The sequence below is a fragment of the Kribbella sp. NPDC054772 genome (assembly GCF_053611945.1).
Map to the genome: position 1 here is coordinate 148,801 of NZ_JBSHBJ010000003.1, position 15,071 is coordinate 163,871.

Annotated in this window: 17 protein-coding genes; 11 read left to right on the forward strand and 6 right to left on the reverse strand. The window is 68.8% G+C overall.

Annotation, left to right across the window (positions count from 1 at the left end; translation table 11 throughout):
• Positions 1-184: 184 nt before the first annotated feature.
• Entirely contained in the window at positions 185-964 is a 780-nt protein-coding gene (locus tag ACWGID_RS06195) for a glycoside hydrolase family 16 protein (RefSeq protein ID WP_452194963.1), read from the reverse strand.
• Between the two features lie 47 nt (positions 965-1,011).
• Positions 1,012-1,854 carry a helix-turn-helix transcriptional regulator gene (locus ACWGID_RS06200; RefSeq protein ID WP_452194965.1) on the reverse strand — a complete coding sequence of 281 codons (843 nt, stop codon included), beginning with the start codon at positions 1,852-1,854 and terminating at the stop codon, positions 1,012-1,014.
• Between the two features lie 102 nt (positions 1,855-1,956).
• On the opposite strand from ACWGID_RS06200, the gene ACWGID_RS06205 reads away from it, so the two are divergent.
• On the forward strand, positions 1,957-2,685 hold the full coding sequence (locus tag ACWGID_RS06205; RefSeq protein ID WP_452194967.1) for an SDR family oxidoreductase: 729 nt from the start codon (positions 1,957-1,959) through the stop codon (positions 2,683-2,685).
• A gap of 112 nt (positions 2,686-2,797) precedes the next feature.
• Here ACWGID_RS06205 and ACWGID_RS06210 read toward each other — a convergent pair whose 3' ends face one another.
• Positions 2,798-3,346 carry an NUDIX hydrolase family protein gene (locus ACWGID_RS06210; RefSeq protein WP_452194969.1) on the reverse strand — a complete coding sequence of 183 codons (549 nt, stop codon included), beginning with the start codon at positions 3,344-3,346 and terminating at the stop codon, positions 2,798-2,800.
• 112 nt (positions 3,347-3,458) lie between these two features.
• Positions 3,459-4,139 carry an AraC family transcriptional regulator gene (locus ACWGID_RS06215; RefSeq protein WP_452194971.1) on the reverse strand — a complete coding sequence of 227 codons (681 nt, stop codon included), beginning with the start codon at positions 4,137-4,139 and terminating at the stop codon, positions 3,459-3,461.
• An 89-nt stretch (positions 4,140-4,228) separates the two neighbouring features.
• On the opposite strand from ACWGID_RS06215, the gene ACWGID_RS06220 reads away from it, so the two are divergent.
• Complete coding sequence (locus tag ACWGID_RS06220; protein ID WP_452194973.1) at positions 4,229-4,990, forward strand: phytanoyl-CoA dioxygenase family protein; 762 nt, start codon at positions 4,229-4,231, stop codon at positions 4,988-4,990.
• A 29-nt stretch (positions 4,991-5,019) separates the two neighbouring features.
• A complete protein-coding gene (locus tag ACWGID_RS06225) occupies positions 5,020-6,252 on the forward strand; it encodes an MFS transporter (RefSeq protein ID WP_452194975.1) in 1,233 nt (410 codons plus the stop codon).
• Here ACWGID_RS06225 and ACWGID_RS06230 read toward each other — a convergent pair.
• Complete coding sequence (locus ACWGID_RS06230) at positions 6,249-6,998, reverse strand: hypothetical protein (RefSeq protein WP_452194976.1); 750 nt, start codon at positions 6,996-6,998, stop codon at positions 6,249-6,251. The two genes, ACWGID_RS06225 and ACWGID_RS06230, sit on opposite strands and share 4 nt — an antisense overlap.
• Before the next feature lie 55 nt (positions 6,999-7,053).
• On the opposite strand from ACWGID_RS06230, the gene ACWGID_RS06235 reads away from it, so the two are divergent.
• A complete protein-coding gene (locus ACWGID_RS06235) occupies positions 7,054-7,698 on the forward strand; it encodes a helix-turn-helix domain-containing protein (RefSeq protein ID WP_184835865.1) in 645 nt (214 codons plus the stop codon).
• 114 nt (positions 7,699-7,812) lie between these two features.
• On the opposite strand, the gene ACWGID_RS06240 is transcribed toward ACWGID_RS06235, so the two are convergent.
• On the reverse strand, positions 7,813-8,316 hold the full coding sequence (locus ACWGID_RS06240) for an Lrp/AsnC family transcriptional regulator (RefSeq protein ID WP_452194978.1): 504 nt from the start codon (positions 8,314-8,316) through the stop codon (positions 7,813-7,815).
• A 118-nt stretch (positions 8,317-8,434) separates the two neighbouring features.
• On the opposite strand from ACWGID_RS06240, the gene hppD reads away from it, so the two are divergent.
• The 7 genes from hppD to ACWGID_RS06275 all read left to right on the forward strand — a co-directional run bounded on the left by hppD (position 8,435) and on the right by ACWGID_RS06275 (position 14,912).
• Complete coding sequence (hppD, locus tag ACWGID_RS06245; RefSeq protein WP_452194980.1) at positions 8,435-9,637, forward strand: 4-hydroxyphenylpyruvate dioxygenase; 1,203 nt, start codon at positions 8,435-8,437, stop codon at positions 9,635-9,637.
• 184 nt (positions 9,638-9,821) lie between these two features.
• Positions 9,822-10,298, forward strand: coding sequence for a hypothetical protein (locus ACWGID_RS06250; RefSeq protein WP_452194982.1), 477 nt, complete (start codon positions 9,822-9,824; stop codon positions 10,296-10,298).
• Positions 10,299-10,356: 58 nt separating this feature from the next.
• On the forward strand, positions 10,357-11,733 hold the full coding sequence (locus ACWGID_RS06255; protein WP_452194983.1) for an FAD-binding oxidoreductase: 1,377 nt from the start codon (positions 10,357-10,359) through the stop codon (positions 11,731-11,733).
• A gap of 135 nt (positions 11,734-11,868) precedes the next feature.
• Positions 11,869-12,468: a hypothetical protein gene (locus ACWGID_RS06260; protein WP_452194985.1), complete on the forward strand. Its 600-nt coding sequence runs from the start codon at positions 11,869-11,871 to the stop codon at positions 12,466-12,468.
• Between the two features lie 48 nt (positions 12,469-12,516).
• The gene (gene cseB / locus ACWGID_RS06265) at positions 12,517-13,182 is read left to right on the forward strand and encodes a two-component system response regulator CseB (protein WP_452194987.1); all 666 of its coding nucleotides are present in this window, start codon (positions 12,517-12,519) and stop codon (positions 13,180-13,182) included.
• On the forward strand, positions 13,183-14,427 hold the full coding sequence (locus tag ACWGID_RS06270) for a HAMP domain-containing sensor histidine kinase (RefSeq protein ID WP_452194989.1): 1,245 nt from the start codon (positions 13,183-13,185) through the stop codon (positions 14,425-14,427). It abuts the gene before it with no gap.
• Between the two features lie 71 nt (positions 14,428-14,498).
• Positions 14,499-14,912: a hypothetical protein gene (locus ACWGID_RS06275; RefSeq protein ID WP_452194990.1), complete on the forward strand. Its 414-nt coding sequence runs from the start codon at positions 14,499-14,501 to the stop codon at positions 14,910-14,912.
• Positions 14,913-15,071 lie beyond the last annotated feature (159 nt).

A 15,071-nucleotide genomic window follows, 5' to 3' on the forward strand; every position in this document is an offset into this window, starting at 1 on the left:
GCCTATCCCCCCCGCGCGCCGCGAGAGGCATCCACCAAAAACAAACCTCCATTTGGGTTATTTCTAACACTTTTTTTTTGTTAACAAGTCCCCATTGCTTGTCGCAGGCTCCCGGAGCTGCGCCCCGAGGTGATCCCCGAGGCCCAGCACCTCCTCACGAGGTCGAGGTGCTGGGCCTCAGCTTTTACGGGCGGTAGACGTGGACGTAGTCGATCTGCATCGACCCGGAGGTGACCGTCGGCGGGATCTTGCCGTACACGAACAGGTCGAGGATCAGCGCGTCACTGCTGCCGGCGGTGTAGGCGCCCTGGCGGCAGATCTCCTTGCCGTCGAGGTACCAGACCGTCTGGTCCGGTCCGAGCTGCTGCGCGATCGTGTGCCAGTCCGAGGTGAGGTCGGTCGGCGACTGGTACGTGCAGCCGCCGCCGGGGGACTGGTGGTTGGTCAGGTACAGCGCCTTGTGGTTGTCGCTGTAGAACTCGTAGGTGTCCTGCTCGTTGGAACCGTTGCCGTTCCAGGTCCACGTGGACGGCCAGAACCCCTTGTCCGCCGGGAGCTTCAGCCGGGTCTCGACGTAGTCGCCGGTCTTCACGGCGAACGGCTTCGACGGCTCGTGCCCGCACGCCTGACCGGTCGTGATCAGCGCGCCGGACCAGTCGTACCCGCTCGCCGGATTGTTCTTCTTCGCGGTCATCGTCAGCTTCCCGTCGCGCACCGACAGTGCGTCCCAGGTGTGCCACTCGAGCTGCTGGTTGCCCTTGTTGCCGAGGCACTGGTCGGCTTCCGCGTTCGAGTGGATGGCCCACTTCGTGCGGTCGATCGCCGTCCCGTTGAACTCGTCGGCGAACACGAGCGTGCCCGGCCCGGCCGGCACCGTAGGCTCAGTGCGCTGGTCGGCCACGGCAGCGGCCGCGGGGATGACCAACAGCCCGAGAACCACCGGAATCGTAAGTAACTTACGCATCAAGCAGATCCTTCCGTCGGAATCCAACGGGTCAAACAGTCGCTTGATCAGGCCGGGCTTGTCAACTTCTGAATTCCGATCACTTCCAGCAGCCGGAGCGCCTGGTCGGACGGCGACCCCGGCTCGGCCGTGTAGAGCACCACCCGCTGGTCGCGTTCCGGTACGACGAGCACCTCGCAGATCACGTCGATCCGCCCGACCTGCGGATGGAAGATCGTCTGGCACAACGACTGCTGCCGCCCCACTTCGTGCCGCGCCCAGATCTCCGCGAACTCCGCACTCCCGTCCTGCAGGTCGCGCACCAACCGGGCGAGCTCCGGATCATCCGGGTACGTGCTGGTCGCCGCCCGCAGATCGGCTGCCGCCTCGCGGGCGAACTCCCGCGTCGCGTCCGCATCGAAGAGCTCCGTCTGCCGATCCGTCAGGAACCGCAACCGCAGCAGGTTCCGCTCCCGCGCCGGCATCGCGGAGAAGTCCGTGATCAGCGCCGCCGCCAACGGGTTCCACGCGAGTACGTCGTACTTCGCATCGAGCACCAGACCCGGTACGTCGAGTCGCGCGAGCATCCGCAGTACGCCGGAGCGCACGTCCGCGGGTGGACCGGGCGGGGGACCAGGCTGCTCGCCGGCCAACCGGAACAGGTGGGCGCGCTCGTCGTCGGACAACCGCAGCGCGCGGGCGAGCCCGGTCAGCACCGGCCGCGACGGGCGTGGGCCGCGACCCTGCTCGAGGCGCGTGTAGTAGTCCGTCGACATCGTCGCGAGGCTCGCCACCTCTTCGCGACGGAGGCCCGGCGTACGGCGTCGGAGTCCCGCGGGGAGGCCTACGTCGGACGGTTGCAACGCGGACCGTCGTACCCGGAGGAACTCCGCCAGCCCGTCGCGATCCACGCGTCCCAGGATCGCAGGCCGGGTGCGGCGTATCCAGGGACGGCCGGTCCCAGGCTCGGCTCGCTCTGCCTCGGACGGACGATCCGCTCGAAGGTTGACCGCATGAACACGCAGAAGATCGCGCTCGTCACGGGCGCCAACAAAGGCATCGGCCGGGAGATCGCGCGGCAGTTGGGCGAGCGTGGGTTCACCGTGCTGGTGGGCTCGCGGGACCTCGAGCGCGGCGCGACGGCGGTGCAGGAACTGGTTGCTGAGGGCCTCAATGCGGTCGGGATCCAGGTGGAGGTGACCGACGAGGAGTCGGTGCGCGCGGCGGCTGAGTGGGTCGCGGCGGAGTACGGGCGGCTCGACGTACTGATCAACAACGCGGCGATCATCCCGGCGGGCGACGACGCCGCCTCGCGGATCGGGGCCGGCGTACTGCGGTCCGCGTTCGAGACGAACGTGGTGGGTCTGGTGGCTGTGACGCAGGCGTTCCTGCCGCTGCTGGAGAAGGCCGGGGAGGCGCGGATCGTGAACCTGTCGACGTCGCTGGCGTCGTTCGAGCAGGTCGGGGATCCGGAATCGCGGATGTCGACCGTGCTGACGCTCGGCTACAACTCGTCGAAGGCGGCGGTCAACATGGTCACGGTGATGCTCGCCAACGAGCTGCGCGGCAGCGGCATCCTGGTCAACGCCGCCGACCCCGGCAACTGCGCCACCGACATGGGCGGCTGGACCGCGCAGCGCACCCCCGCCCAGGGAGCGACGGTCGCGGTCGGGCTCGCGACGCTGGACGCCGACGGCCCGACCGGCCAGGTGTACGCCGAAGCGGGCCGCCTCCCCTGGTGACGCGCACGGGTGCTGACGCGCCAGGCGGGACGCGCGGGTGCGGACGCGCGCGGGTGCCCGTGGGGGTGGTGACGCGCGGGTGGTGACGCGCGCGGGGTGACGCGCGGGATGGTCAGACGATGGCGCCGGACCAGGCGAGGGCCTGTTTGAGGAGCTGGCCGCGGCCGCCCTCGAGGTCGTTCAGCAGGCTCGGCGCCAGGGCTTCCTCGGGGGTCAGCCAGGTCAGTTCGAGGGCGTCCTGGCGCGGGTTGCACTCGCCGGTCACGGGGACGACGTACACCAGCGCGACCGCGTGCTGGCGGGGGTCGTGCAGCGGGGTCATGCCCGGGAACGGGAAGTACTCCGCGACCGTGACCGGGACCAGCGTGGCGGGCAGCCGCGGGAACGCGGCCGGGCCGAGGTCCTTCTCGATGTTGCGCTGCAGCGCGTCGCGGATCGACTCGTTGTGCTGGACGCGACCGGACACCAGTGTGCGGGTGATCTCGCCGGTCGCGTTGGAGGTCCGGAGCAGGACCCCGATGTGCTCGATCTGGCCGGACGTGTCGACCCGGACCGGGACCGCTTCGACGTACAGGATCGGCACCCGCGTGCGGGTCTCGGCGAGCGCGAACTCGGAGAGCCAGCCGGGGTTCGGGTCAGGCGTGCGCAGCGACGACGTCATGGGGACATCTTTGCTTACCCCCTGAAACCGCGAAGCTACCGGGATAGGCACCGGTGGTGAACGCTCGGCGCGAACCACGGAGCGACCGGGAGAGGCACGAACGGTGAACGCTCTAAGCGGATGGGGGAGGGGTGGGACGGAAGGCGGCTCGGTACGCGGTGGGGCTGAGGCCGAAGGTGGTGCGGAAGCGGCGGGTGGCGTGGCTCGGGTCGTGCCAGCCGACCAGGGCGCCGATGGTCGCGACCGGGAGCTCGGTCTCGATCAGCAGGCCGGCGGCGCGCTCGGCGCGGATCCGGTTCAGGTAGGCCATCGGTGAGATCCCGGCCGTCCGCCCGAACAGCCGGACCAGGTACCCGGGCGCGAGGTTGACGGTCGAGGCCAGCCGTTCGAGCGTCCACGCCTCGGCGATCCCGGCCTCGAGCGACCGCATCGCGTGTTCGACCACCGGATGCGACGCCCCGCCCGGCACCAGCGCACCGGACATCAGACCGAAGATGTCCGGACCGAGGTACGCGTTGCGCACCACCAGCCCGTCGCAGTCGGTGTACCCGTGCCACTCACCCGGCCGCAGCACAACGACCGAATCCGCGCCCAGCTCGACCTCGCCGCTCGCCGACACATGCGTACCGCGACCCGCCACCACGACCGCGATCTCGAAGAACGCGTGGCTGTGCGGCGCGACGTCGGCGAACAGCTCGATCCGCTCGCCCGCGACCGGCAGCCGCGGGTCCGGGAAGACCTCGTGGCTCAGCACGTTGTGCATCCGCACCTCCAGGAGGTCAAGAACGGTCAAGTCCTGGTCAATCCCTGCCTGTCCCCGGCGCTGCCCATCCGAGAACCTGGAAACACCTTCCAGGCCAACGGAATCCGAGGAGTACGCCGATGACCACCACCGAGCCTACGGCACCTGTGACCGTCGACGAGGAGACCATTTCCGCCTACCACCGCGACGGCGTGGTGCGGATCAAGAACATCATCAGCCGCGACGAGGCGGCCCGGTTCGCGGCCGCCGCGACCGAGTGGACCGCGAACGCCGACGACCTGTCCAAGGAGTCGAAGATCTTCAACCAGTACGTCAACGTCTGGCAGCAGAACGACGTGCTGCGGGAGCTCACCCTGGACCCGCGGCTCGCGGCGGTCGCCACCGCGCTGGCCGGCGTACCGCTGCGGATCTGGCACGACCAGTTGCTGATCAAGCCACCGCACAACGGTGCCGCGACCGAGTTCCACCAGGACGCGCCGTACTGGCCGCACGCCGGGTCGCGGGCGTCGCTGTCGGCCTGGGTCGCGCTCGTCGACGTACCGGTGGAGAAGGGCTGTATGACGTTCATCCCCGGCTCGCAGAACCACCAGAACCTGCGCAGCCAGGACCTGTCCGACCGCGACGACATGTTCCGCGCGGCGCCCGATCTGCGCTGGGAGGAGCGGCTGACGATCCCGCTGCAGGCCGGCGACTGCACCTTCCACAACGCGTATCTTGCGCACTCGGCGACGCCGAACTGCACCGACGACCCGCGGATCGCGCACGTGGCGATCTACTTCGACGCGGAGGCGACGTACACCGGCGCCGGCCATGTCTGCACCGACGGCCTCGAACTGCGGGTGGGCGAGACCCTCGACCATGAGCTGTTCCCGCGCGTGTGAGCGTTTACAACGTGGCATAAGTTGTCATCGTGCGTCTGCTCACCGATATCCGCCCGCTCCGTGAGTCCGCCGATTTCCGGCGGTTGTGGATCGGGTCGACGGTGTCGCAGCTCGGCCAGCAGATGACGGCCGTCACGGTGTCGATCCAGGTCTACGCGTTGACGCACTCGACGTTCTCCGTCGGTCTGGTGGGCCTGTTCTCGCTGGTCCCGCTGATCGTCTTCGGGCTGTACGGCGGGGCGATGGCCGACGCGATCGACCGCCGTACCCTCGCGCTGGTCTCGTCGACCGGGTTGTGGCTGCTCTCCATGGTTCTGGTGCTGCAGTCACACCTCGACTGGGGACAGGTCGGGGTGCTGTACGCCGTCGTGGCCTGTCAGTCGGCGTGTTTCGCGGTGAACAACCCGGCCCGGTCCGCGATCATCCCGCGGTTGATCCGGCCCGAACTGCTGCCGGCCGCGAACACGCTCAGCCAGGCCGCGTTCAACCTGGGCTTCACCGCCGGACCGTTGCTCGGCGCGGCGGTGATCGCCTGGCAGGGTTTCGCGGCGGCGTACCTGGTCGACGTGGTCACTTTCACCGCGGCGCTGTACGCGCTGTTCCGGCTGCCGGCGGTGCCGCCGACCGGAGCGGTCCGGCGGGCCGGCCTGCGGTCGGTGCTCGAGGGGTTCGCGTTCCTGCGGGCGGCGCCGGCGCTGCTCGCGACATTCCTCGCGGACATCCTCGCGATGGTGTTCGCGCAGCCGCGGGCGTTGTTCCCGGCGGTCGCGGGCGCGTTCTTCGCGGGCGGTGTGCGGACGGTCGGCGTACTCCAGGCCGCACCGGCGATCGGGGCTCTGATCGGGGTGATCTTCTCCGGCTGGGTGACCCGGGTACGGCGTCAGGGCGTGGCGATCGTGCTGGCGATCACGGCGTACGCGACCGCCGTCGGGCTCTTCGGGCTGTCCCGCACGATCTGGCTCGGGGTGGCGTTGCTCGCGATGTCCGGGGCGGCCGACATGGTCAGCTCGGCGTACCGGAACACCGTGCTGCAGTCCGCGGCACCGGACGCGATGCGCGGCCGGCTGCAGGGCGTGTTCATCGTGGTCGTGGCCGGCGGTCCGCGGCTCGGTGACTTCGTCGCGGGGACGACGGCGTCACTGACCAGCCCGACCGTCGCGCTGCTCGGCGGCGCAGCGGTCTGCATCACCGGCCTGCTGATCCTGCTGGCCCGCAACCGCCCCTTCCGGGTCTACGACTCGCGAACCCGAGAACTTAGTTAGCCGCCGGTCGCCAGCTTCTTCAGCACGGTGAACCAGGAGTCCAGGTCCGGGTTGATCTCGGTCATCGGCTTGTCGCCGACGGTGACGATCTTGCGGTCACCGAGCGGCTTCTTCAGCTTGATCGGGGTCACCGAGGCGTTGCTGTCCGGCGGGCAGGGCGTGTCGACGTCGACGTACGCGAGGATCTTGTCCTCCTTCTGCTCGACGCGCAGGTCGCTCGAACAGCTCAGCGAGGTGGCGATCAGCAGGTCCGCCTCGTCGTACTTCGGGGCGTTCTGGATCCACTTCAGGTACTTCGGCTTGTTGCCCTTCACGACCTGGTAGTACTGCACCGGCTGCGGGTTCTTCTCCGTGCCGGTGCCGTCGCCGTCGCCGAGGAACGTGCCGAAGATCATGTCCACGCACGGGTCCTTCATGTCCGGCCCGTCGATCGCGCCGAACGCCCGCGCGGCCTTGTAGCAGCCGACCGCCTCGCGGTTGAACGAGATGTTGAAGCCGACCAGGATCAGCGCGCCGATCACCATCGCGATGGCGAGCATCCGGCGCGACTTCAGCTGCTGCGGGCCGAGGATGCCGGCCGCCCGGCGGGCCTCCTCAGGGGTCGCGTCGGCGGGCACCGGGGTGCTGCGGAACAGTGCGGTGATCGAGCTCGTCCACTGCGGATTGATGATGGTCGGAACGGCGTAGACCAGGATCAACGCCACGGCCACGAGGACGGCGGGGAGCAGCGACCAATAATTTCGCACGGCAGCAAGATACGGGCCCATCGGTCCGCGCCCGAATAGCGGATACCCTGACAACGTGCCAGCCGAGACCTCGCAGACGCTCGACCGGGGACTCACGGTCCTCGAGTTGCTGGCGGACGCACCGGACGGGCTCTCCATCACCGAGCTCGCCGCGGCGCTGGGAGTCAGTCGGACGGTGGTGTACCGCCTCGTGAACACCCTCGAGCTGCATCGGCTCGTCCGCCGGGACAGCGAGGGCCGGGCCCGCCTCGGTCTCGCCGTACTCCATTACAGCCGGCGCGTGCAGCCCACGCTCCGTGACGCCGCCCTGCCGGTACTGCGCTCACTCGCGGAGGACACCGGTGCGACCGCGCACCTGACCGTCGCGGACGGTGAGGAAGCGCTGGCGATCGCCGTGATCGAGCCGAGCTGGACCGACTTCCACGTCTCGTACCGGATGGGGTCGCGGCACGCGCTCGACCAGGGCGCGGCCGGCAAGGCGATCCTGGCGGGCCGCCGCAAGCCCGACCCGGCCGGCCGGCCGTTCGTGATCACCGCCGGCGAGCTCCAGGCCGGCGCCCAGGGTGTGTCGTCGCCCGTGCTCGGCGTACCGGGTGTCGAAGCTTCGATCGGCGTCGTGGTCCTCGGCAAGCTCGATCGCGATTTCGTCGGCCCCCGCGTGGCCCGCGCCGCCGTCGAGGTCGCCAAACGCCTCGCCTGACGACCGAGCAGCCCCGGGGTCCGGATCTCCAGGCCATCACAATCCGCGTTCGCCGGCTCGCCGCCGCTCAGCGCCGCGCCGAAGTTGCGATTGTGATGGCCTGGGGATCCGGGACTACTGCTTGGTTGCCGCGTTCACCAGCGGTAGGACGCGGTGCGGGATCTGCTCGGCCAGGGCGATCACCGTGGAGGCGCGCTGGATGCCGCGGACGATGACCACCTGGTCGATCACGCGTTGCAGGTCGGCGTTCGAGCGAGCGACGATGCGGCACCAGAGGTCCTCGGCGCCGGTGATCGTGTGCACCTCGAGAACCTCGGGGATCCGGGCGAGCGCTTCGGCGACCGTGGTGTGTCCGGAGCCCTGCTCGATCTGCAGTGTGGCGAACGCGGTCACCGGGTAGCCGATCGCGGTGGTGTCGATGTCGGGACCCCAACCGCGCACCACGCCGTCGCGTTGCAAGCGGTCCAGCCGCGCCTGCACCGTCCCGCGCGCCACCCCGAGCCGCCGGGACGCCTCGAGGACGCCGACCCGCGGTTCGGCGGCGAACAACTCCAGGATCCGCGCATCCAGCGCATCCACCGACACGAGCACCTCCGGGGAGATAGTCAGGCTGACCAAACAGTCCAGCGAAGTCCCCACAATACTGCACAACCTGCGTAGTGAAACAACGAACTGTTGCACAACCTGTCGCCCTCCGACGAGGCTCGGTGCACGTACCCGACCCGGGAGGACCCCGATGACCAGCACCGACCTCACCCCCGCAGAGCTCGACGCCGATCTCGACCTCGACCAGCTGAAGCAGCTCGTCGGACTGGTGCCGTACGACGAGAGCACCGACCCGTTCCCGGTGACCTCGATGGACGCGCTCGTTTTCGTGGTCGGCAACGCCACGCAGACCGCGAAGTACTACCAGCTCGCGTTCGGCATGGACCTGGTCGCGTACGCCGGCCCCGAGACCGGCCTCAAGGAAAGTAAGGCCTACGTCCTGAAGGCCGGCTCCGCGCGCTTCGTCATCACCGGCGGCGTGAGCCCGAAGAGCCCGCTGCACGACCACCACCGCAAGCACGGCGACGGCGTCGCGGACATCGCGCTCGAGGTCCCGGACGTGGACAAGTGCATCGCGCACGCGCGCAGCGTCGGCGCGGTCGTCCTCGAGGAGCCGAACGACGTCTCCGACGAACACGGCACGATCCGCCGGGCCGCGATCGCGGCGTACGGCGACACCCGGCACACTCTGATCGACCGCAGCCGGTACGACGGTCCGTACCTGCCCGGCTTCGTCACGGCGGCCACCAAGGTGACGCGGCCCGAGGGGCACCCGAAGCGGCTGTTCCAGGCGATCGACCACGTGGTCGGCAACGTCGAACTCGGCAAGATGGACGAGTGGGTTGCCTTCTACAACAAGGTGATGGGCTTCGTGAACATGGCGGAGTTCATCGGTGACGACATCGCCACCGACTACTCGGCGCTGATGAGCAAGGTCGTCGCCAACGGCAACCACCGGGTGAAGTTCCCGCTGAACGAGCCGGCGATCGCGAAGAAGAAGTCGCAGATCGACGAGTTCCTGGAGTTCTACGACGGCGCCGGCGCGCAGCACATCGCACTGGCCACCAACGACATCCTGCGGACCGTCGACATCATGCGGGCCAACGGTGTCGAGTTCCTCAACACTCCCGACTCCTACTACCAGGACCCAGAGCTGCGGGCCCGGATCGGCGAGGTGCGGGTGCCGATCGAGGAACTGCAGTCGCGCGGGATCCTGGTCGACCGCGACGAGGACGGGTACCTGCTGCAGATCTTCACGGCGCCCCTCGGCGACCGCCCGACGGTGTTCTACGAACTGATCGAGCGGCACGGCTCGCTCGGCTTCGGCAAGGGCAACTTCAAGGCGCTGTTCGAGGCCATCGAGCGCGAACAAGAGCGTCGCGGCAACCTCTGACGGCATCGGGCCGGCTGCTCCCCGGCGAGGTTAATCGGGTAACCCGGACGCAGAACCTTGCCGGGAGCAACTGCACACGGCGTGTCGCCGTCCGATTACCGGAATGACTGTCGGGGCAAGCTCCGTTCGCGTAGTGTGCCTTCCTGAGTGGGCGTCGGGGCGTGCACTCAGGAAGGGTTTCGTCATGAAGACACTGAGCCTTCTGCTCAGCACCGCGGGCCTGGCTGGGGTGGGCGCGATCGCCCTTTCCGCCCCGCCCGCCGAGGCGGCGACTGCCGCCACCAACTGCTCTGGCGCGACATCCATCGCTTCGGCGCCGATGTTGCGCGACCACAAACCGCCGAGCTGGGGCACGATCCGGCTCGTCCGCGACAACTGCTCGCAGTACTGGGCCGAGATCACCATGGCATCGCCTGTGGTGGCGAACGCGAAGGCCAACGCCTTCCTGGTGCAGTACGGCGGCGGCAACAACGGCCGGGTGGTCAGTTGCGACACCAGCGGCGGCAACGGTTCGGTCGTCGCCGGACAGCGCACCTGCCGGACGCCGAAGATCAAGGCGAGCAGCGGGAGCATCACGTTCGCCGCGATCGGCCGGGAGTACCACAACTACGGCGGCGGCTACGAGGAGATCTCGGAGAACGCCACCAGACGCACCCGCTGACCTGAGACGGCCACCGGAGAAGGGCGCAGTACCGCGCAGTAGACCGTAGGCTCGCTGTATGAGTGAGGTTGTCGACAAGCTGCGTCAGGTACTGCCGCCCGAGGCGCTGGTGACCGATCCGGACCGGATGGAGAGCTACCGGTACGACCGGGCGATGTTCTGCCCGGCCGGCATGCCGCTCGCCGTCGTCCTGGCCCGGGAGACCGCGCACGTCCAGGCGGCGGTGCGGGTGGCGAACGAGACCGGCGTACCGATCGTGCCGCAGGGCGCGCGGTCCGGCCTGTCCGGCGCGGCCAACGCGCTGGACGGCTGCATCGTGGTCTCGCTCGAGAAGATGGACCGGATCCTGGCCGTCGAGCCGGTCGACCGGTACGTCGTGACGCAACCGGGCGTGTACAACGCAGTACTGTCCCGTGCCGTCGCCGAGCACGGGCTGTTCTACCCGCCGGACCCGTCGAGCTGGGAGTTCTGCTCGATCGGCGGCAACCTGTCCACGAACTCGGGCGGCCTGTGCTGCGTGAAGTACGGCGTGACCACGGACTACGTGCTCGGTCTGGAAGTCGTGCTGGCCGACGGCCGCGTCCTGCGGACCGGCCGGAAGACCGTCAAGGGCGTGGCCGGGTACGACCTGGCCAAGCTGATCGTCGGCAGCGAGGGCACGCTCGGCATCATCACCGAGGCGACCCTGATGCTCCGGCCGCAGACCGCGAAGCCGCGCACGATGGCCGCGCTGTTCGGCTCCGGCGTGGAGGCCGGCAACGCGATCCTCGAGATCATCCGCAGCGGCGTCTCGCTGAGCCTGCTGGAGATCATGGACCGGACCACGATCCGCGCGGTCAACAAGTACAAGCGGATGGACCTGCCCGACGAGGCGGGCGCGATGCTGATCGCGCAATCCGACGCGGGCGGGGAGGCCGGTGCGGCCGACGTCGCCACGGTCGCCAAGCTGTGCCGCGACCACGGTGCGCTGGAGTGTATCGAGGCCGAGGACGACGCCGAGGGCGAACTGCTCCTCGAAGGCCGACGGGCCGCGTTGACCGCGCTCGAGCAGCTCGGTACGACGATGATCGACGACGTCGCCGTACCGCGGTCGCGGCTGGCCGAGTTCATCGGCCGGATCGAGAAGCTGTCGGCCGAGCTCGACATCACCATCGGCGTCCTCGGGCACGCCGGTGACGGCAACATGCACCCGACGGTGGTGTTCGACCAGGCCGACCCGGCGCAGGCCGAGCGCGCGCAGCAGGCGTTCGACCGGGTGATGGAGATCGGGCTGGAGCTCGGCGGCACGATCACCGGCGAGCACGGGGTCGGCGTACTGAAGCGCGCCTGGCTGGCCGAGGAGATCGGGCCGGTCGCGCTCGACGTGCACCGTGCGATCAAGAACGCCCTGGACCCGAAGAACCTGCTGAATCCCGGGAAGATCGTGGCCGGCTGAGACTGTGACGCAACCGCAATACAACTGTCGAGCCCACTCGATGTCCATGCCCGTCGAACGTGACGTCCGGCCGACATCATGGAGGGTAGTTAGCTGAAATCGCGGGGGGACTTGATGCAGGGTAGGAGGCGCCCGATGGGTCAGTGGCGCCGTACTCTGCTGCCTGCTGTCGCGGCTGTGCTCGCGCTGACCGGCTTGTCGGCCTGCGGGAACGGCAGCGGCCTGCGGGTCGAAGGCCCCGAAACGCCGCCGCCGTCGAGTACCGCGCCGAAGCCGGCAGTGGGTACCGGTGCCGCCTCGCCGAAGGCCGAAAAGACCCCGGAAGTGGCCGTCGACCTGTACAAGGTCCGGGCCCGATTGCTAGCCGATCGGCGTCTGTCGAGCTACTCGCGGACAGTCCTTTCGAATTGCACCGTGATTTCGCGTTGCCTCAGCAGGGGTAAGACCGTTGATGTATTGCACAGCGGTACACCTCAGCAGATCGTCCTGATCCACACCCTGGAGAAGTTCGTCTTCGGTTTCTTCCTGATCGCCGTGGAACCCTCGGGCCCACGACCGATCTGGAGTCTGAACGTCGAGCAGCCGACCGTGAACGCCAGCCCGCAAGGGGACCTGGTGGTCGAGTCGAAGATCTTCGCGATCGACGACCCGGTCTGCTGCCCGTCGGGCCGGCGGGTCGAGGTCTACCGTTGGAACGGTCGGCAGATGACCAAGCTGAGCTCGACGGACCAGTAGGGAGACTGAAGTTCGGTGGTACCGGAAGAACCGGCAGCGCGCATTCTCATGGTCGAGGACGACGCGGTGATCCGTGAGGCGACCCAGTTGACCCTCGAGCGGCACGGCTACGACGTGACCACGGCCGAAGACGGCCTGGAGGCGATCGAGCGATTCGAGAAGATCCACCCGGACGTCGTGATGCTCGACATCATGCTCCCCGGGCTGGACGGGATCTCGGTGTGCCGCCGGATCCGCGAGACCAGCACGGTCCCGATCGTGATGGTGTCCGCCCGCGGTGACGCGCTCGACGTCGTCCTCGGCCTGGAGGCCGGCGCGGACGACTACGTGACCAAACCGTTCGACACCCAGGTGCTGGTGGCGCGGCTGCGGGCGGTGATGCGGCGCGCGGTCAACGACCCGGAGCGTCCGGCGCCGGCGGCCGGCTCCGGCGTGGAGTCGTTCGGCGACCTCGAGCTGGACCGCGAGGCGTTGGAGGTACGGCGCAGTGGCGCGACCGTGCAACTCACGCCGACCGAGCTCAAGCTGCTGATCGAGTTCGCCAACAACCCCGGTGTGGTGCTGAGCCGGTCCACGCTGTTGCAGCGGGTGTGGGACTACGAGTGGGGCGGCGACGGCCGGCTGGTCGACGTCCACCTGCAGCGGCTACGGACCAAGATCGGTGCCGACCGCATCGAAACCGTCCGCGGCTTCGGGTACAAGCTGCGGGCCTAGATGGGGCTCCGGGGCAAGCTCGGTCTCATCTTCCTGCTGGTTTCGGCACTCGCGATCCTCGTACTCTGCGTCGCGGTCTACACCCAGGCCCAGTCGGCCCGGCTGGACCGGACGCGGAGTTTCGCGGACGAGCGGATCCAACTCGCGGCGCAGAGCTACGACACCAACGACGTACCGGTGTTCGGGGCGAAGCTCGACGATCCGGATCTGCCGCCGCAGCTGCGGGACGCCGTGCTCGAGGGCAAGCGGGCCACGTTCAAGACCGGGTCGCCGCACGCCAAGATGTGGGCGGCGGTCGCGGTCAAGGACGGCAAGATCCTCTCGATCGAGCAGGACTACCAGACGAGCGACGACTCGATGAAGGCGCTCCAGCAGGCCTTGCTGTTGGGCGGCATCGGCACGGTCGCGCTGGTCGGCCTGGTCAGCGTGATCCTGGCGGGCAGCCTGTCCAAGCGGATCGTCGCCGTCGCCGGTACGGCCCGCCGGATCGCGGCCGGCGACCTCGACGCGTCCGCGTCCGAGGCCGTCGGCAAGGGCAAGGACGAGGTGCAGTCACTCGCGGCCGCCCTGGACACGATGGCCAGCTCGTTGCGCGGTCAGCTCGAAGCGGAACGCCGCTTCACCGCGGACGTCGCCCACGACCTCCGTACGCCGGTCACCGGGCTGACCACCGCGGCCGAGCTGCTGCCACCCGGGCGACCGAGTGAGCTGGTCCGCGACCGTGCCAAGGTACTGCGCCGGCTCGTCGAGGATCTCCTGGAGATCGCCAGGTTCGACTCGGGGGTCGAGCAGGCGGATCTGGAACTGGTCGGGCTCGGTGCGTTCGTCGGCTCGGCGGTCGGTCGCCTGCGGATGCAACAAGCGCTCGCTCCGGACGACGTCATCGTGCACCAGCTCGGTCCGGACGAGACGGTGTCGACCGACTCGCGGCGGATCGAGCGCATCCTGGCCAACCTGATCGTCAACGGTCTGCGGCACGGCAAGCCACCGGTCGAGGTGACGGTCTGTGGCCGGACGATCGAGGTTGTTGACCAAGGCAACGGTTACCCGGAGGAGCTGATTGCCGAGGGCCCGCGCCGGTTCCGGTCCGGGATGGCCGAGCGCGGCGTCGGCCACGGCCTCGGTCTCACTATCGCGGCCGGTCACGCCAAGGTGCTGGGCGCCGAGCTGACGTTCGGCGAGGCGCCCGGTGGTGGTGCACTGGCACGTCTCGTATTGCCGGCCGGGCCTGAGACGGAGTCGTAACACAACCTTTCCAGCCGCCGTCGCGTCTTCCTCTCCGTAACACCAACAAAAACGAGGGGAAACCAATCATCATGCGTACTCAGTTCGTTCGCCGTACCGCTGCCACGTTCGCCGGTGTCGCGCTGGCCGCCGCCGGTCTCGGTGTCGCCGGTGCTCTGCAGGCCAACGCCGCCACCACGCGGCAGGCCGCGGTCTCGACGCCGGCCGCCGCGAAGTCGATCACGATCAAGTCGAGCGCGACCACCGCGAAGGCGTGGGCGAAGGTCTCCTTCACCGGCAAGACGTCCGGGATCGCGGCGAACACCGTCGTGCAGGTGCAGCGGCTGCAGAGCGGCAAGTGGGTGAACTTCCCGGCCACCACCAAGGTGACCAGCCGCGCGACGTACTCGGTGTGGGTGCAGAGCGGCCGGGTCGGCGCGAACAAGTTCCGCGTCGTCGCGGCGAACACCGCGTCCGCGCCGGTCTCGGTGACCATCACCAAGTAGTCCGGCGCCGGCCACGTGCCGGGGGTGGGGACAAGTACTGGGGGCCTTGAACAGGCAATAACCAATTCAAAGCCCCCACGTGGTGTTTTAGGTCGCTGGGTGTGGGTTAGGTATACGTTGATCACCGCGGCCCCCCCCCACACCGCCCCGGGGGGGCAA